Raw genomic sequence first — 19,295 nt, 5'->3', positions numbered from 1 at the left:
ATATTCATCAACAATATTTAAACTTGTTCTTCTTTCACCCCAAGGAAGTGTTAGACTACCCCAAACATCAGCATCTGATACTTTATAGTCCTTAAATTCTTCTGTGTTAAAGATATCTTCTTTAATTAAATCGATAATTTGAAGAACATTATAACCTTTATCTAATAGTTCATTATCATATATATAATGATAAACAGGGTAGTTAATTCTATATCTTAACTCTTCATTTACTATATAAATACCATCTTTAATAGAATTTAATTCTGCTGCTTGGTGCGTTTTCTTAAAATAATCAGCTACAAACTTATTAACTTTTCCTATGGTTTCACTGTTAGTTAAATTATCGTACCATCCTTTTTCTTGGTTAAAACTAGCTTCGCTTGCATATAGCAATTCTGGTTCAATAATAGGTTCTTGTTTATCGTTATATCCTACAATACTTACATTCATTAATGAGATGTGGTCATTTTTAAGGTTTTTTTCAATTTCATTGATAATTTGTGTAGCGTAATTAAAAGGAAGTTCATCTACACTTAAAGTCTTATTATTTCCATAAGCGACTTCAAAATCTTTTCCACGCATTCCAAAAATTTGTGAACAGTCAAGTAGACTATCTTTAAAAAATAAAGAATCAGAATTTGTCGCACTTGCAGGAATGAGAATTTCTGTTGGTAATTTATCTCTTATTATTCCTTTTTTATTAGCACTGCGTGCTTTAACAAAATAATACATATCCTCGTTATCGTTATATCAAATAACAACAGGATGTCTATCTATTGGTTGCCCATAAACATTAAAAAGTATATTATGTCTTGGCATATAAGGTGTAAATTTATCAAATTCCATAATGAACACTCACTTTTAATATTAAATTAATATTTAATATTATATCAGAAAAACAAAAAAGGTACTTGATTTAGTACCTTTGATGTTATTTAACTTTGTTTTTGAATTTTCTAACATAAATGTATCAGCTTAAAAAACCAATTCCACCTAAAACTAATAAGCCAATTGGAACAAAGATAGCAGTAAATGTTTTAACTTTTTTCTCATATTCAGCTTGTTCTTTTTCAGCTGGTGTTAAGTCTCTGTTAATTTTCTTTCTTTTTAGTGGATTTTTGTCTAAATCATCAATAACACTGTTAGTGTTGTTTTTATTAAAGACAGCTACTAAAGCTTGATTTTTAGAGATGTTAGGTGATGGTAATAAAACTAGATTATCTTTAATTCCGTCTGGATTAATTGCTCCAATTTTCCGAACTAATTTATCTAGTTCTTTTGAGTTAATTGTGTAATGTTCTTCAATATTAAGTTGGTATTTTTCAGATACATTCTTAGCGATATCATCATAAATACTTTGTCTTAGTTTTGAGAGAACGTTAGTTTCATAATTAAGTTGATTTAGTTTAATAGTTGATAAATCAATTAATGCTATGTTTTTGTTATTGTTGTTTGTTGAGTTTTGATTAGAAGAAGAATTGTTAGAACCATTTGTTGATGGTTTGTTCTTTTCTTTTAATTTAACTGTATCTAAATCGTCAACTACATCTTTGTCTTTATTTAAGTTATAAACATCAACATCTTTGTAGTTAGTTGTTCTGTTAATAATTGAATTTAGCTTTAAATGTGATGGGATACCATTAGGATTTTTAGTTGCAATTAACCGCACTAAACTATCTAATTCTGTTAGTTTAATATTGTAATCAATATTAATTTTTAGATTGTATTTTGTTTCTATGCTAGATGTTATATCATCATAAATTTGTTGTCGTAATTTAGATAAGATATGTTCTTGATATTCAAATCGGTCTAAGTTTATTTGGCTTAAATCAAAAAGATTGATGATTGAGTTTGAATTGTGTAAACTACTATTCTCTGTATCATTTTCAACTTGTCCATAATCATTGATTACTTTGAGTGTTGTGTGATTTTTGATTTTAGCGTTTAGTCCAACTACTTTAAAAGTAAAGGTAGCGTCTTTTTTAACCGATAGCACATCTAGTCCGTGTTCAAAATCAACAATATTTACATCATTACCATAATGAATTTTCTTAAGTGCTAATGCACTGTTTAAATGGTCAATAATTGCTTGCTTAACTTCGCTACGCTTTTGTTTGTTGACGTGCAGTTCTGTTAGTTTAACACTTGATAAGTCGATTTCTTGTAATAGTTGTTGATAAACATTGTTATAAACACTAATTTGATGTACTCCAAAGTAAGGGTCTTTTGCTACTAATTTAAGTAAAGATGATGGTGCTTTGGTTGCAGGGTCTTTATCTTTAAGTTCGTATACATACGCCCTTTCTTTAACTACCTGGTCTAGATTTGCTATTGTGTAATGTTCGTCTAGTTTTAGATTTAAATCACTTTCAAGTTTTTGTTTAATTGTATTAGTTAGATGAGTTTTGATTTCTTCTTGCTCTGTTAATCCTGCTAAGTTGATGTTATCTAATAATAAATTTTCAAAAATGTTAGTTGGTAATCTAGGACTATCTATAATTTCTTTGTGAGTTGAATATGTTTTATCGCCAAATGTGTCAACAATGATTTTGATATCATTAGGAACAACAAATGCGGCTTTTAATTCGTCAGACGGTTTGAATGTAGCTTTAATTGTTAATTGCTTAGTTGTATTAGAATATGAAATTTCATATTCTAGATGTTTTTTAGCTCTATCATCTGCAATAATATAATCCTGGATTGAGTTATTTAAAGTTGAGAGAAAATCTTCTTCTTTAACTGTGGTCGCTAGATTTTTAATTGCATTTGCATTAACATTAAAGTTTAAAACAGGGGCGTCTTTATATTTAGGATTAAAATAGTTAGGTAATTTAAAGCTCTCTGTTGATAATTTGTATTTTGAATTAACAGCATTAAAAGATAAACTAACTCTTAAATCATCATTATCAATAGCTAAATATACCATTAAATACTTGTTATAATCTTTCACTCCATTTAAGGTTAAATGTTTTTCTTTAAATTTCTCATTAGGTGAATAGTAATTTCTTTGATATGGCAACGAATGGTCTATTTCTTGTGCTTCAAATTCTGCTTTTAATTGTTCTTTAGTGTATCTTCCACCTGCAAAGTCGTGAAGTTGTGGTGTTAAATATACATCTTCATTAGCAGCATAAATCTTATGTTGATAAATAACAAATTCTTTATAGTATTCTAAAACATCTTCATAGTTAAGTTTATTGATATCAACTTGCTTATATTTTTTTCTAATATAATGTTTAAGTTCAAATCCGTGCTCTGTTTCTCAGAACGGGTCAAGCTTATAAGTATATCTACCACGTCATCTGTAATTAATTTTTTCTTGAGATTGAATGTGGTCTGTGAAATAAGTTTGCGGACTTGTGTTTTCTTTAATTAAAACTAACTTAAAATTACTTAATCCTTTATCTGTATGTGATACAAATAATCAAATACCACTTTCACTGAAATAACTATAATCTGATGTTTTAGGGTTTAGCTCATCATACCAAACATAACTTTTACCATTATGGAACTTTTTAATACCCCATACTAATTTGTTATCACTAGTTCGTGCTTCTTCAATTTTAAATCGATAATATTTTTCTGTATTACCTAATAATTGCTTCAATCCACCTTTTCCTAAAACAACTGCTTCTGCAATCATTCCCCCTTTTTGATTACCAAATCCACGTTCATTCTTTTCTGCAATGATAGTGTTTTGTGGTGTATAGATAAATCGTGCAAAAGGGGGTAGTTTGTTTGTTGCATTAAATCTTTTTCATTTATCTGCAAGCTCTGGAATATCATTGATTGTTTTAGGTTTGTTAGCTTCATCAAAATATTCATCTTCATTGATTTTAAATCAGACGATTTGCTTTTTAGTCCCTGTCTTAGGGTCAATTGACGGGTCGTATAACGGGTTAGGTACTTTCTTCTTTTCTTCGTCAAACTTGATAGTACCATCTTCATTAGTTAAAAATTCAGTAATTAATCGCTTCTGGTCAGGGTTTTGTTCTGGATTTCAAGCATATCAGATATAATCTTGACTATTACCACGACTATCAACAACTAAAATGATTTCATAAATAAATTCTAAGTCTTCTTCAAAATTACCTGGTTTATTTTTATTGTAAACTTTAAATTGAATAACATACTCATTTTTCTTAGTAGAGTTAGTTTCATCTAAAGTTTTGTTTTCTTCTGCATTAGGGTCGTACCCGTGCAAAAGTACTCTATCATTATCTGCTAAACTAGTTCTATTATCTGTTAAGTTTTCATAGAATTTGAAATCAAGAACTTGAATTTTTTTGTTATTAACAAAAAGAGTTTCATTTTCGTGTGATGTTGTATTGAATTCAACTGCAACAGGGGTATGTGCAATTCATCGTCCTGCATAGTGTTTTTCAACTTGTTTTTGTTTTTCAGCACCATCTTTATCTTTATATTTAATAGTTTCAGTTTTTGTTTCGATTGTTTTAGTATCAGTAAGATCTTTAGTTAATTTATCATCAACTAAACCATATTTAACTTCATCATCTGGTTTTAAAACAGGAATAGGTTCTCTTGGATTAATAGTGCCAGTCGAACTTGTTGATGAATTTGGTTTTTTCTTAGGGTCTTCTAAATAATCAAAATTAAATCATTTACCTAAATGAATTTTTAATCTATCTTCTTTTTCTTTTGTTAAATAAAACTCATTAACTCTAGTTTTAACAATAAAATCACTTGCAAAAGGGGAAGATGAATTGTCTTCTGGATTGTATAAATATAAATCAGCAGTGTATCCAACAATACCCCGTCTAGCTTTAAGGATTAAATTATTACCTGTTGCTTGCATTTCTTTATTTCATTTATCAACGTATTCTGTGAAGATATCTCAGTTAGATTTGATATTAGCGTTTTTCTTTTTAGCATGCGCTCTATCTTCTTCTGTAATTTCAGTCCACAAATCTCCACCTGTATAGCTTTCTATAACTAAATCAGTTTCACCACGATTTCATCTTTCACGTCAATTACCTTGCCCTAGCTTATCAACTCAAGCATTTCAGTCAGTTCTGTTCTTTTCTTTACCAACAGTTCTTACACTATGAGTTGTTATTTCATAAATAACTTCAACAAATAAATATACAAGGTCTCAGTCTCTATAATATTCAGCCTTAGTACCACCACCTGCAGAAGCAATTGTAAATTCTTGTGCCGCAGGATGTTTACCTTTTCCAAAAAAGCTTATCAATATTCTTTTAGGTTTGTAATTTGGTTTAGCAAAATTATTAAATAGTTCTCTAAACTCGCTTTTTCATTTAGATAAATCTTTAAATTCACGATTATCTAGAATTTGTTCATCATGCTCTTTATTTACTACTTTTTTAGTACCCATTAAATATTCTAAAACATCAAAGCTAGTAGTTGGTGGAATATCAAAAGTTCTAATTTCATCTTCCCGATAATCTTTTTTAGTTTCTTTAGTTCAATTATCAAGCTTAACCCTTTTGTTTTCAAAGATATCATTACCTACTCATTCTTTAACATTATTTAAATTAAATTTTCCTGAGTTTATAGCAAAAGAATCTTTTAAAACTTTTGTCTCTACATTTGTAATAGGTTGTTTTGAATATCACTTTTCTGGAAAAGGTAGTCCATAGTTAGCATTTAATTCTGATTTGATTGATAATGAATTAGTTTTTTGATAAGTTGGTAGCAAAAAAGCCGTTGTTGAGCTTGCAACAACAATTCCACTTAATAGTAGTGGTAATATAGCTTTTTTGTAAACTTGCTTTCTAGACTTTTTCATTGTCTTTACTCTCTTTTAGTTCGTCTTCATTAATCATTGTTTTAAGTTGTTCAAAAAAAGCACTTTTTTGTTGATTGTATTTAACAAAATCTTGCTCTGCTAAATCAACTCACGCTCTAGAAAAATATTCAGGTTCTGCTAAGAATTCTTTATCAGGATAGTTAATAGTATCGCTATTAATTGTTGTTTCTGGTTTACTTGTAAGAATGTTAAGGATTAGATTAAGTTTTTCATTTATCGCTTTCATTCTTAAGTCCTGATAGTAGAAATCACTGTTGATTTTATTCATAAATGCACCAATTCTTACGAACAATGCACGGTTCATAGCGTGGAACATTTCATCACGAATTGAATATCAGACTGAATGTTGTTCTAAATCTTCTAAATAGTTAATAAGAATCCTTCTAATAGAATCTGATAATGTAATCTTCTTTTCTTTCGTTTCTTGCTTAAATTTTTCAAAAAGAAGAATATCTTTAGTTTTGTGTAGTTTAAATTTAACAACTACAGGTTCATTAACTACAGGTTCTTCTAAATCTTTCTGTAGCAGTTTTGCTTTGTTTTCTTTAATTTTTTTATTCATCATAATTCTTACCTATTTCTCCTTTATCGAAGAATAATTGTTTTTCATATTCGTTGTAATATGTCAATGTTCTTAGCTTAGAATAAGCGTGTAAACTGAATAAACAATTTCCAATATCACTATCTAATAAGAACAATTCTTGAGTTTTAGTTAATCCACCACTAGTTCTAAACATTTCAGCAACCGCATTTAAATCGTTTTGCTTAAGTCCAAAGAACTTAGCATATTGACAGTTCATTAGAATAGCTTGTGCTTTAGTTGAGACAATGTTAGCGTTTGTAAAGTCGCTAGGGTTTTGTGTACACAATAGCATTCCACCATTAAATTTACGAACAGTTTTTGTTAGTGTATAAACAAAGTCTAAAGTTGTTGTACTGTTAATATCAATATACATATGCAACTCATCAATAACAATAACTGTGTTTTGTTTAGGACTTGTAATGAAGTTTTTATATAGTTGATTACTTAAGAATGATAATAGGACAAATAACCCTAACTTGCTACTTACATCATCATTTTTAGAAGATAGTTTAGATGTATTAAAAATAATAAACTCACTACTTAAATCGATGTTTGTTTGTGCGTTGTAGATGTGTTCGTATTTACCATTGTTTGTAAATAGATAGCATAATCTATCATAAACACTTCTTACATACTCTTCTTTTCTATTCTTGTCTTTTTCATCAATATATTGGTAATTATCAATAGCTTGGATTAAGTCAGATAGAATAGGGTATGTGAAATCGTTTAATTCTGATACTTCATCTACATCATAACAACCTAATTCATAATACATTTCTTTAATAGTATTAATAATAATCATTATGTGGTCGTTGCTAAAGTTAGGTTCTAGAATATAGAAGAATTGTTCTAATCATTCTAAGTGTTTGTTAATTACAATAGCAGGACTGTATTCAACATCTTCATCAAATAAGTTAATTTGAATTTGTAATGGATTAATTTTTGTGTTATATCCACTACCTAAATCGATTAATGTTGCATTGAATTGTGAACCAAATCGTTTGTATTCGTTTTGCGGGTCAACAATGTAAACTTTGTTATTGTGTGCTAGATTAGCTAATACTTGTTTTTTTACATCAGTTGATTTCCCTTTTCCTGAACTACCAAGAGTAAACATATTGTAGTTTACCCGTCTTGTTGACTTTTTGTAGAACTGGTTAAAGATGATTGGTTCGTTTGTTGAATGTGTTAGTCCTTGAATTAAGAAGTTCTTATCGTTGATAGACTCATTTTCAAATGCTCAACCGTGTGCGATGTTGTAAGAACTCATTTGTACATTATCGCTAATGTTTTCTGTTGTAATTAAAGTTGATTGTGAATAAGCTTCGAATTGTCTGAATGGTAAAGATGATAGTTGAATTTTGTGTTTTTTAGCTCTAGTTAGATTATCTCTTTCAAGCTTTTGTAAACTCTTTAAATCATCACACTCATTAAGGATTAAAAGTCAAGAGTTGAATAAATTATTTTGATTAATAATTAATTGCTCTTGTAAGTATTCAATAGCTTCAAGTTGAAGCATATTAATACCCCTTTTATATTGACTTTTTGTTAGTCCTTTATTATCTTCAATTCGCTTAGAAGCTTTATCTAAAATTAATTCTTTTTGATTATCTGAATATGCACCTAAATGTCAAATGACTTTAGATTGATTGTTGAAAACAGAACTAGCTCAGTTATCATCTAACTGAATTGGTAATCCTGTAATTACTTGGACTGAACAATATTTACCATCTTTAATAAAGTGATTAAATTTGAATTTAATTTCATTAGCTTTAAGTAATTCGTCAAGCTTAACAGTCTTAACTTTTTGTTCGTTTGATTTAGCGTATTTATTAAGTAATTTAGCACCTTTTGATTTGTTGTTAATTTCAATTTCTGTTGAACTTTGAACTAGTAAATCATTAACTTTACTCTGGTCTAGTTCTAAATTGTTTAAATATGCTAAGAAGTTAACTAAGCTATGTCCCTTAAGTAAATTAGCATTAATATCCATTGTATATAAAGTATCTAAGATTGTATTAGTACTAATTTTAAGCTCATTCATATTACCGTGATAGATAACTAAGTAATAGTTGTCAACTAATGTATTTGTATCTAATAACTCTAAATCGTTTTGAACTTGTTCGTAGTATTCTAAATAGTTATAGAATGCGTCCTTGTTATTGATTTTTGCAAGTTTTCGTTCTTTTTCAAAACGTAGATTTTCTAAGTTTTTGTGGTAATCTGATAATTCTTTAGTTCGAATGATTGTTGCAAATAAATCAATTCCATCTAATAAAGTGTTAAAGCTATTTAAGAACCGGTTGCAATCTTCCTGTTCTTCAGTTCAAGGTGATTTACCAACAAATTTAATTACACTAAAGTATTTTCTACCACTTTTAAGGGGTTTAGTTTTAACAATAGTATTGTCAACAATACTATCATAAGGGATAAGTAAACTGGTTTCTTTATCCTTGTATTTCTTCTTTCTGAATAAGAAGATAAACATATAGATTAATAGAAAATAACATCTGCAGTTGTATTTAGGAATATTCATTAATAAAGGGAGTTGAGCTAAAAAGATAAATAATGTTGTTATTAGTTTCTTTCATTGGTCGTCCCCTTTTTCAAAAACATTAAAACCAATTGCTAAAGCAATTGCACCAAAAGCTAACAGTAAACCAAAATCAACAAAAGTAAAGCTTCTTCATACTAATCCTTTTTGCTTTTTAATATTTTTAGGTTGTAGCATAATTACTCCTTACTTACTTTCATTACTGGTTGTAGAATTTGACGTTGTTTGTTTTGTGTCTTCTTTTTCATCTTCAGTTGGTGTTGGATTTAAAATTTCTTGACGATGTTGTCTTTCCTTTTCACTTAAACCACCATTGTTTATTTTGGTTTCTAATTCTTTTTTAATTTGTTCTTTTCTTTCAATATCATAACTTGCATATTCTCGTCTAGCAGTGATGTTAGCAACTTTTTGTTGATGTTCTTTCAGTTTATTTGCTTTACCATCATCATCTAAACTCGGGTCTTTTTCAATTTGTTCTGCTATTGCACTATTGTATGAGAGAATTTGTGCGTCGCTTCAACCCCGAGTTGCAGCTTTTCGTCTATTATATTTAAGATTTTGAGCAATTTTTCTAGCACTATTAGGGTTCTTAGCAAATTTAGCTTCTTGATTTGCATCTAGATATTGTTCAAGAGCTTGAACATATGCAAAATCTTTTTGTTCATACAGATTTTCATTATCTTTATTTTTTTCATAAAACTCTTTAACCAACTTTTTAGCTTCTCTTTTAGTAATATTTTGATGTCTTTTTTCTTCTGGAACACCAGCACCTTCTTGCAATTTAGTTCAATCAGTTTTATATCTTAATTCATCTCGTTTTTCTCTAGATTCTTCATTGTAATCTTGTTCAGCATTAAAGTTTGCTTTTGCTTCTTCTTTAATCTTAGCTTTATCAGCTTTATTTAGTTTACCCCCGTTTGCTTGTTCAGCAGCTTTAACAGCGGCAGCTCCTGCAACAAATCCACCTAATCCACGTGCAATATTTTTAAAGACAGCAGCTTTATCACCATCACCAACAGCTTGTGCAACAGATTGCAATCCGCTAGCTACTTTAGAACCAACTTTTGCACCAAGTTTTGCAGTACCACCAACAGCTTTTTTAAGTAATTTACCACCAGCTAATGCAGCACCACCAATTGCTAATCCTGTTTGAATTAATCCTTTAGTTTCACCAAGCGTTTCTCTTGCACTTGCACTTTCTCCTAAGAATGAAGCAAAGATTTGAGATAAGTTAGTAGCAGCAATACCACCACCACAGAAAATAGCTATCATTAAAAGTAGCTTTAAAATAAAGTCTTGCGCAGAAATTAGATTAAGACTTTGTAGTGCTAGATTAACAAAGACAGAGAAAATCTGAATTCCTAAGACAAATCCAACAATAACAAAACTCTTCGCAATGAATTGGTCTTTTCACAAGCGTAGCCGTTTTCCATCATCAGCGACACCACTAGCAGCAACAAATGGTGAAATGATAAAGAGTACTAATTGTTGGAAGATTTTTTGAACAAGCGTAACAGAACCAATCCCTAAAGGGATAAGCGTAACGGTTATTATGATTAAGAATGTAAAGATTATTTCAAATCCACCACCATTTGGTAATTTTTTTCAAAAATCTTTATCTGGTGTTCAACCACCAATAGTATCTGGATTTGTTAATGGTTGTGCTTCTCACAATTGTTGTGAAATGTCTTTATATTTAAGTGGACTATACAATGAGTTCCACATAATATGACTTAATGGTTTTACATCAGAACCTAAAATTAGAGTTATCAATGCATTCATTACCATTAAAAAACCAAATAATACAAGTGGTATCATTATGATAAATAAACTGCCAATAGCACTATATTTAAGTGCACCTACTAAAGGGTTTTGTTCTTTAGATGGATTATATGTTCCAACTTTGATAATAGCTACTAAGAACATAATTCCAAAAACTACAACTGAAATAATTGCTAGTCTTGTGAATAAAGTAGGAATAACAGCTTCACTAAATGCTTGTCCGGGTTTAAGTCCAAATAGCATTGTTGATGGTAGCTCAAGAGCTAATATACCATAACCTTTTTGAACAAGGTCTAGCATTAGCATTGGTAGCTTACAAAAGACAGCTCATAACGCAGTAAAAATTCCATATCCAATATCTAAAATTATTGCGTCAAACATTTAACCACCCCCTTATTAAAAGTAAAAATGAATATGATTGTTAATTTAATAATTTATGATTAGTTAAAAGTTGTTAAGATTTTTTAATACCATTAGCAGTTGTTGATTTAATAGCTTCAATTACCACATTACCTACAATCAGTACTAAAATAATGGCAGCAACACAACTTCAAGCGATAATAATACTTTTAACTAATGCTTTTCTTTCTTCTGGATTATCTGTTTTTGTAATTTTAATTGCACGAATAATAGTGATAGCAATCACAAATAAACCGACTAATCCTGCTAATCCCCCGATAATTAAGTTAAATCAATTTTGAACTTCTCCTTCAAGACTTTCAAATGCTTTTTTAACAACATCCGCAGAACCTGTAGCTTGGTATAATGTAGACTCAATAAAATTCATATTATTTAATTTCCTTTTGATTTAGTTTGTTAATTTTTTCTTTAAAATTTTCTTTGAGATTGATTTTTAATGTATCAATATCCATATTATTCAATTTTGATGGTTGCATATGTTTTTATCTCTTCTCTGCTTAATTCGAACTCATCCTGAATGAAAAAATCAATGACTTGTTCTAAGCTATATAAATAAAGTTCGTTTTCATCTTCGTCCACTTCTACAAAATCAATGTTGTTATCGTTTTCTATACTATTAATAGTTTCAGTATGAGATTGTAAAAATGAACCATAAAGTTCTTGATTATGGACTAAGAATAAGAAGACAGATTTAGATAAAATATTTGCATTTTTAGTGAGTGTATAAAATTGATAATTAAAGTTTCTTAAGATGTATTCAAATAAGTTCTTATTATCATCAATTAAATTTGAGATGTAATTAAGGTGGGCGAGAGTTTGCTCATCTTGCTTTTCTTTTCATTCGTTTCAATTTTCCATATTATCTCCTACATTCTCATTCCCTTAGGGTTTTCAGTTTCTTGTAATTTTTTTACTAAACTATCTCTATGTTCTTTTAATTCTTCATAAGTTTTTTTAGTAATTTTTTCAATGTAGATTTGCCCTACTCTTTGTAGACTTAAAGGTTTATCACCGCGAGTATCAATATATTTTGGTTTAGGTTCTAAATTCTTAAGATTTTCTATTTTTTGCATATTTCATTGAAAACTTGCTTTTTCACTAGCATTTAATAAAGCTCCTGGTTCAAGATTTACAATTGTGTTTCATCTTTGATTTAATTTTTTCTCTAGCAATTGAACATAAAAGTCATATTTATAAATCCCTTGCTCTGCCAACCTATTTAAAAGGTTATAATTATCGCCATTACAAGCAACATCATAGATTTTGTCTGAGTACCAACAAGCAATAATTTCATTTAATTTATTAACATCTTCTAGAATTTCATTAGCTTTAAGCATATAATTTATTTCCTTTTTGATGATTAGTATTTTTTATAATTTGATTTGATTTTTTTGATGGTTTTGTTATTTAGTAATTTTTTATAAAAAAGCAAATTAAATAGTGTTAGTTCTAAAGTTAAGCAATCAAGTCCATATTGTTTTAAAAAGATATTTAACATCCCTTGCTCGTTAACATTTTTAATGTTATTTTCTTGCTTGAATTCTTCAAAAGCTTGGTTTAGTTTTTCAAGAGTTAGAATAACAAATGGTTGATTATGTTTATGTAAAGTGATATATTCTTTTAGTTTTTCAAGAGTTCAAGAATGTGAATGGATTGATACATTAGCTTGGTTAATTTCATCTTGTGTGCTTTTGTTATCATATTCATTAAGATATGTGTGAACTGCTTCTGGTTCTAAGTTCATTGCTTTTAAATAAAGTTCGCAGACGTCTTGTTCTGTGTAGTATGAAAAATCATAATTATGTGAGTGTAAGAAAAAGTAATCTGCACTTGTAATAGTTGTTGGTAAGTTAAACTTAGGTAATGCTTTTTTATATAAAGCTTTTAGTTTAGGTAATCAGACTTTAGCTTCTAAAAAGTCGTTTTTTAGTTTTCATAATGAATAATTTAATTCATAGTTGTTTTTTAAAATCCAAGTGTAAAGTTCTTTATTTGCATAAGCTTGTAGTAAGCTTTCATAAAACTCTTTAGATGGATTTGGAGTTATGATGTGATACATAAATTTCCTTTCTTATATTAAGTAGATGGTGTAGGTTGAGTTAAGTTGTATTTGATTTTGAAATAAGTTTCTGTTTCTTTAATTAACTCAAGCATTCAGTTGCTATCAATCATTAAAGCGACAATTGTGAGTGTGCCGACTAAACAAAATACAAAAGCAATTAAACATCATATCCAACCCCTTTTTTCAGCTCTTACTCTTGCTCTTTCAATTGTGTTTTTGCCAAGAGTGTTTCTATATGTTGTAAATAATGCAACTAGATTGAAAATAGCAGCTAAAGCAAAAAGCAAAATAAATGCAATAAATACCCCGTACATCTACATTCTCATTCCCTTAGGGTTTTCATCTTCTTTTTTAGGTTCTTCATCATCAAGACTAAAAGTTTTTCAGAAATCTTCAGTGTCGTTGAATTGTGTATTTTCAACTTTTTTCTCTTCCTGCTCTTCTTCTTCAACTTCTCTTCCATTTACTTGTCAATTATTAAAAACAGGTTCCTGTTCTTCTGTTGATTTTTCTTTAGTTGATAGATATTGATTAATTGATGTTGATAATTGATTGTGAATTGCTTTGCCAAACTGATGTTTTACTTTAAGTAGTTCTTCAGTGTTAATAACATTTCTGATTTTTTCAACATCTAAAGGTTTTCTTTGTTTCAGAATTGTTGCAAATTGAAAAAGTAATGCTTCTTTTGTTGCTTCTTTGAATTTTTCAACATCTGTTGTTTCAGGGATTGTGATATTAGATTTATCAATCTCTTTAGTAATGTAATCATTAAGCGTATCAATTACATTTGTGTTTTCATTTGTAGTTGGATATCTTAAGATTTCTCTTAAAGTTGTATTTAGTTCTTCAACATTACTGAATTTAAGTTTATCGAATGGAGTATTTTTTGTTCTTGGCGGGAATTTATCTCTTGGTCAGTTGATTTGTGAAATATCAAAAACATTGACAACATTGAATGTTTGTTTTGAAATAAAATCAGATGGTGCGAAGTTAGCTAACTCTTCATTTGTAAACTTTTTAACAGGAATTAGTTTTTCTTCATTATTTGCATTTTTAGTTTTAACAAATTGAAGTTCAGAACTCAAAATCAGTTTAAGTGCGTTTGAGTCCTTTTTAATGCTTGCCCCTAGTTCTTTTCAATCTGAAAAAGATTTAAGTAGCTTAGGTGTTATAGAACTAAGATTACAAGTAGCTAAAGCAGTGTTTCTAGGACTGAAATTAAATCCTAAACTAGCTTCTGTTTCTAAGTAGTTTTTGTATCTGTGTGAATTGTTTAAAACAACATTAACTGAAAATGTGCTTTGTTCTAAAGTGTTTTCAAATTGTTCTTTAATTCTTTTTGCAATTTCTTGACTATCCATAATATTTCCTTTCTATAATGGTTTAGTTTCTATTTGTTTTAAAGCTATAAATTCATTAGCTTCAAGTGGATTGGTTTTTGTTTTATAGTAAAGCCACAAAATCTCTTCTTCAGTAAAACTACAGACAGGTAAATCGAATTCATTATCAAGTTTAATATATGATTGTTTCTTAATGTTTGTGCCAATGTAAAGCAATGCTTCATTACACATTTCTCTTTCTTTTTGATAATGTGGTGTGTAAACTGTTTTCAGTTGTTCATCTCATTGCTTGATGGAATTAACATAAACATCGTATAATCACAATTGATTTTTAGCTAAAAACTTAATAAATTCTTCTAATTCGTTATCTTTGATATACTGCTTCAAATTATTTTGTTCGTATGCTTTGATTAAAAATTTATTAGTCTTTTTGTCCATAATTAAGTTGATTGATTTGGTTTAATATAAGTTCAAGTAATTTAACAACTATACTGTTCCCTGCTTGTTGATACAGGATTAAATTAGTTGTATTTTCTTTGTCTGGATAAATTATTCTAAGCTTGTTGAAATCATCATCACTAAATCCCATTAGTCTGAAGCACTCTTTTTCAGTTAGATAGCGATATAAACCATCATCTAATTTAATAATTCCTGCATTAGGTGCTCTTTGTTGTTTGGTTGTGATGGTGTAGCAATAGTCGTCAATGATTTTTACATTAATACCAATACGACTTAGCATTGATGGTTGCTTAACAATGTATTTACTATTAACATCATTATCTAAATAATGATTAATTGATTGTGGTTTAGATTTAGGTAAATCTTCAAAATCAAAGTAATTAGTGTCTAAGCAACTGATTGCAAATAATCGTTCTCTTTTTTGTGGAATACCATAATCATTTGCATTAAGAACAGCATATTTAGTGATGTATCCTAAATCTTCTAATTCTTTTAAATAGTTATAAAATGCATTTTTGTGTCTTTTATTTAAGACTGCTTTTACATTTTCTCAAATAACTCATTTAGGTTTATATTTAGCTTCTTTGATAATTCTTATTGTTTCAAATAATAAAGATGAACGTGTACCACTATCTTTATCTCCACCTTTATTGTGTCCTGCGCTACTAAAATCCTGGCAAGGAGAACCGTGCATTAGAATATCAACTGGTTCATCTTTGAGTTTATAATTGAGTACACTTTGTGGTTGATAATTTGTGTTATAGAGTTGATTGTAGCTTTTAATGCAATTGTTATCTATTTCTACACAATCGATTACTTGATGTGGAATATTTAAATTGATAATAGCTTTTCTAATTGCTCCAATTCCTGCGAATAGTTCAACAATTTTAAGCATATCTACATTCTCATTCCCTTAGGGTTTTCAACTTGTTGTTCTTTAAGCATTATTTCTGCTTCTACTTCAATATCAACTAAACAATCTTCAAGTTCTCCTAACTTGCAGTTATGATATCTTGAACTTTCTTTAACAAAGGTTTTAGCTAATTCAGATTTTCTAACAACTTCAACGTCATTTAAATATGCATTAACTCCTATCATTTCAGTGTCTTTATCACATACTTTTTCAAGAACTGGTTTAGCTAAATATGCATATTTGCTTTCAAGTCCATTTTGTTTTAAATCTTCGTGAATGATTTCATATAAATAATCTGGTTCAAAGTATTGGTTAGTATCTAAATCTTCTTCGAAAAGTTCTCTATCTTCACTATCAATTAAATAGTCGAATAAGTCATCATCTTTAATTTTTGATAAAGTGCTTAATTCATTAAGTAGTTGTTTTGATTTAGTTAAAACATCATCAATGTTTTCTTTTTGGTCAAGTTGTTTTTTCAAAGCTTTGATTTCCATTTTAATTTTGTTTAATTGAGTTATCATATTTTTCTCCTTTGGAATAGTTAATAAAGAATAAAAAATAAGCTACAACAAAAGGACTAAATTTGCATTTAGTTTTTGTCATAGCTTATTTACACACACAATTTAATTTAAGATTAAGTCATAAATCTCTCCTGGATGGTTTACATTCTTAGTTTTAGTTTTAGTTTGCGAACCTTTCTTCTTTTTCTGTATTTTCTTTTGGTTCATTTTTTATTAGTTTGAGTTGTTTCGTTTTGTTGCATATTATCTATACTCTAAAATCAGTCGTATTGATGTATTTTCACATCTTAAGCAATATTTTGTATATGAATATTCATCTTCATAGTTTCATAGATTTTTACAGAAATCACACATAAATCCAATCAATCACACTCTTTTAGCTCAGCTCATCTTTAATAAAATAGTTTTTAATCTCTTTAAAAATAGCTTCTAAAACTTGTATACAAATTGAATTACCTGCACAAAAAATCATTTTGGTTGGTGTGATTAGATTAGTGCTTTTGATTTTAAGCACATCGTTTTCACTAAATCCCATATACAAATAAGCTTCTATTTCATTGATATAGCGAATGATGTTTTCTTGTTGAAAATAGAATTTAAGTCGACTATTTGCTCCTGAAGCAGTTAATGTTGCTCCTTTGTTGATTGGTTTATAAATGTAGCTTTCTGAATTAAAGTTTGAATAATTAATTAACTTTGCTTTTGTGATATTAAAACTAGTTGTCTTAAAATCAGTGTGTTTATATTTTAGTAAGTGTTCTAAATTATTATTAGCATATGGATTGTTAATAATATCTTCTAGATTTGTACTTTTAAATGATGATTTAGTTGGTGGAAAAGTGATATCTTTGTTTTCAGTTTTAAGGATTGATAACATAAAGACACGCTCTCTATTTTGTGATGAACCATAATCAGTTGCATTTAAAATAGCATATTTACTACTATATCCTAATTTATCTAATGTTTCTATTCACTTATTAAAATCATTAATAAACTTTTTAGATACTAAACCTTTAACATTTTCTAGCAAAAGAATTTTTGGTAATCTGTCTTGATTAGATTTTAAGATACGTTCGATTTGATAAAGTAAACCACTTCTTGTTGATTCACCTAAACCTTTTTGTTTACCTTGTTGACTTAAGTCCTGACAAGGGAATGAGTAGGTAAGAATATCAATATCTTTAGGTAGTTTACTAAAAGTTGTGATATCTGTATGATTTGTTAAATGTGGATATTTAACATTAGGATATTTAAACTTAAAGTAGGTTGGATTTACATAACTATATAAATAGACAAATATTGCTTTTAGTTTATTAATGTTTAATCTTTTAAAATAGTTAGGTTTAACTACATCTTTAGCATTAGCACTAAAAGAATATTGGTTTAAAATATCTACCATTTCTTGTTTAGATAAATTCTCTTCTGGTTCTAATACTCCATAGTGAATTATCATATAACTAATAATTGCGTCAATATAGAAATCACAACTACCTAAGCTAAGCACATCACAAGTTGTATATTTATAAACATTTTTAAGAGCAAGATAGCTAGAACCAATACCACTAAACATTTCAAATAATGTTATTGTACGTTTCATTTTAAAAATCAGACTTAATCTAAAATTTACATCTTCATAGCTTTAGGTTTTTGAACTTCTTGTTCTAGTTGTGTTTGTTGGTCTGTGTAGTCTAGATTATGAGCTTTCATAAAGTTATTTAAATCTGCAATGAATTCATCTTTATTTTTGTAATCATCTTGTAAATAAGGTTTTAATTGTTCAAACATTTTTTCTCTGATTATTTCTTGATAAGCTCATTCTGTTTTAAAGTCTTCCATACTACCAAAATTTTCTTTTCACAAATCAAATGTATCTTCTAGTCCATAACCATAAACTATTTCTAAATCTATTCCATCGAGGGAAAAAATTTGTTGACTAAAATTTTCAGATGCTATATCAACAACATCGCACAAGCTGTTAATTTTTTGAGTATTGATATTCTCTACAATTTCATCATAACTTTCAGCAATCGAATCTAAGCTTAAATCTTCAATCGATACTTTTGCGTATGGTTGTACATAATTTCTAATAATGCTATTTAAAACACTAAATTCAGTTTCAGGAAAATAATTTTGTTCTGCATCTTTTAAGATTGCTTCTTTTTTGTGTTGTAGCATTTCAATCATATTATCAATTAATTTAATAACTTTGTTTTCCATAGGGTTGCTCCTTATTGTTTTGGTTGTTTTAATGTGTCGTAGAATAGTTTAGATAAGTCTTCTTTTGCTTTAGTAAAAGCGTCTGCTTTATCTCATTCATCACTGAATGATTTATTAACACTATTTAAAATTTGTAAAGCTTTAGATTCGATTGTATCTAAGTATTGTGGCGAGTTTTCTTGGCTTGCTAGTTTAGTTAATTGTTCACTTACTAGCTCTGATAGTTTGTTTAATGCTATTTCTTGTTGAGTGAATTGTGTATAAACAGTTTGAGCACGAGTTGTTCTTTGGTTATCTTCAACAGGGATTTTATCCTTTGGATTGCTTTCATTAGATGTTGATGTATCAGGGTCTTTGCTTCATCATTCTTCTTGAGAAGGAATGTTTCCATTTTCTGGGTCATATTCAGGATTTTTAGTGTCGTTTTCTAAAAATAATTCTGATGTCAAACTGTGCCTTTCAGTTCTAAGATTTTTGATTTGTTCTAAAATTTCATCAACTTTTGCTTTGTTATTAGTAGTAGGTTGGATTTGATTATCAGAAAATCCAATTTTTCTTCACAATTCATACTCTTTAATACCATTCTCAAGTAGCAATTGTTCGTATTCTTTTTCTATTTCATTAGCATTAATATGGAACATTCAACCAAGGAT

General features: G+C 28.5%; 17 protein-coding genes. All 17 read right to left on the bottom strand.

The annotated features are described in order from the left end of the window. A partial coding sequence (locus UDIV_RS02225) for an Mbov_0400 family ICE element protein (RefSeq protein WP_038102736.1) occupies window positions 1-846 on the bottom strand: 846 nt, incomplete at its 3' end. Window positions 847-931: 85 nt separating this feature from the next. Then, a complete protein-coding gene (locus UDIV_RS02220) occupies window positions 932-5,770 on the bottom strand; it encodes an Mbov_0399 family ICE element protein (RefSeq protein ID WP_038102734.1) in 4,839 nt (1,612 codons plus the stop codon). Beyond that, the gene (locus UDIV_RS02215) at window positions 5,757-6,356 is read right to left on the bottom strand and encodes an Mbov_0398 family ICE element protein (protein WP_156021869.1); all 600 of its coding nucleotides are present in this window, start codon (window positions 6,354-6,356) and stop codon (window positions 5,757-5,759) included. The genes UDIV_RS02220 and UDIV_RS02215 overlap by 14 nt, the downstream gene beginning before the upstream one ends. Beyond that, window positions 6,346-9,105 (bottom strand): Mbov_0397 family ICE element conjugal transfer ATPase, encoded by a 2,760-nt coding sequence (locus tag UDIV_RS02210; protein WP_038102729.1) that lies wholly within the window; start codon window positions 9,103-9,105, stop codon window positions 6,346-6,348. The genes UDIV_RS02215 and UDIV_RS02210 overlap by 11 nt, the downstream gene beginning before the upstream one ends. A gap of 9 nt (window positions 9,106-9,114) precedes the next feature. After that, entirely contained in the window at window positions 9,115-11,091 is a 1,977-nt protein-coding gene (locus UDIV_RS02205; protein ID WP_038102726.1) for an Mbov_0396 family ICE element transmembrane protein, read from the bottom strand. Window positions 11,092-11,164: 73 nt separating this feature from the next. After that, window positions 11,165-11,497: an Mbov_0395 family pilin-like conjugal transfer protein gene (locus tag UDIV_RS02200; protein ID WP_038102724.1), complete on the bottom strand. Its 333-nt coding sequence runs from the start codon at window positions 11,495-11,497 to the stop codon at window positions 11,165-11,167. An 86-nt stretch (window positions 11,498-11,583) separates the two neighbouring features. Further along, a complete protein-coding gene (locus UDIV_RS02195; protein ID WP_038102722.1) occupies window positions 11,584-11,988 on the bottom strand; it encodes a hypothetical protein in 405 nt (134 codons plus the stop codon). A gap of 8 nt (window positions 11,989-11,996) precedes the next feature. Continuing rightward, the gene (locus UDIV_RS02190; protein WP_038102718.1) at window positions 11,997-12,467 is read right to left on the bottom strand and encodes a hypothetical protein; all 471 of its coding nucleotides are present in this window, start codon (window positions 12,465-12,467) and stop codon (window positions 11,997-11,999) included. A gap of 23 nt (window positions 12,468-12,490) precedes the next feature. Then, complete coding sequence (locus UDIV_RS02185; RefSeq protein WP_038102716.1) at window positions 12,491-13,189, bottom strand: hypothetical protein; 699 nt, start codon at window positions 13,187-13,189, stop codon at window positions 12,491-12,493. A 17-nt stretch (window positions 13,190-13,206) separates the two neighbouring features. Further along, entirely contained in the window at window positions 13,207-13,506 is a 300-nt protein-coding gene (locus UDIV_RS02180; protein WP_038102709.1) for a hypothetical protein, read from the bottom strand. Then, window positions 13,507-14,553 carry a hypothetical protein gene (locus UDIV_RS02175; RefSeq protein ID WP_038102707.1) on the bottom strand — a complete coding sequence of 349 codons (1,047 nt, stop codon included), beginning with the start codon at window positions 14,551-14,553 and terminating at the stop codon, window positions 13,507-13,509. Window positions 14,554-14,565: 12 nt separating this feature from the next. After that, window positions 14,566-14,970, bottom strand: a complete 405-nt coding sequence (locus tag UDIV_RS02170; RefSeq protein ID WP_038102704.1) for a hypothetical protein — start codon at window positions 14,968-14,970, stop codon at window positions 14,566-14,568. Continuing rightward, window positions 14,954-15,886 (bottom strand): DNA cytosine methyltransferase, encoded by a 933-nt coding sequence (locus UDIV_RS02165; protein ID WP_038102701.1) that lies wholly within the window; start codon window positions 15,884-15,886, stop codon window positions 14,954-14,956. Before UDIV_RS02165 ends, UDIV_RS02170 begins: the two co-directional genes overlap by 17 nt. 2 nt (window positions 15,887-15,888) lie before the next feature. Next, window positions 15,889-16,425 (bottom strand): Mbov_0392 family ICE element protein, encoded by a 537-nt coding sequence (locus tag UDIV_RS02160; protein ID WP_038102698.1) that lies wholly within the window; start codon window positions 16,423-16,425, stop codon window positions 15,889-15,891. Window positions 16,426-16,801: 376 nt separating this feature from the next. Continuing rightward, entirely contained in the window at window positions 16,802-18,022 is a 1,221-nt protein-coding gene (dcm_N, locus tag UDIV_RS04300) for a DNA (cytosine-5-)-methyltransferase N-terminal subunit (protein WP_081847814.1), read from the bottom strand. Between the two features lie 26 nt (window positions 18,023-18,048). Next, a complete protein-coding gene (locus tag UDIV_RS02150) occupies window positions 18,049-18,642 on the bottom strand; it encodes a hypothetical protein (RefSeq protein ID WP_038102696.1) in 594 nt (197 codons plus the stop codon). 11 nt (window positions 18,643-18,653) lie between these two features. Then, the coding region (locus tag UDIV_RS04560; protein WP_038102690.1) for a hypothetical protein at window positions 18,654-19,295 on the bottom strand (642 nt) is incomplete at its 5' end.

Source organism: Ureaplasma diversum NCTC 246 (assembly GCF_000731915.1).
Taxonomy (GTDB): Bacteria; Bacillota_I; Bacilli_A; order Mycoplasmatales; family Mycoplasmoidaceae; genus Ureaplasma; species Ureaplasma diversum.
This window is presented reverse-complemented; position numbering and strand designations above follow the sequence as displayed.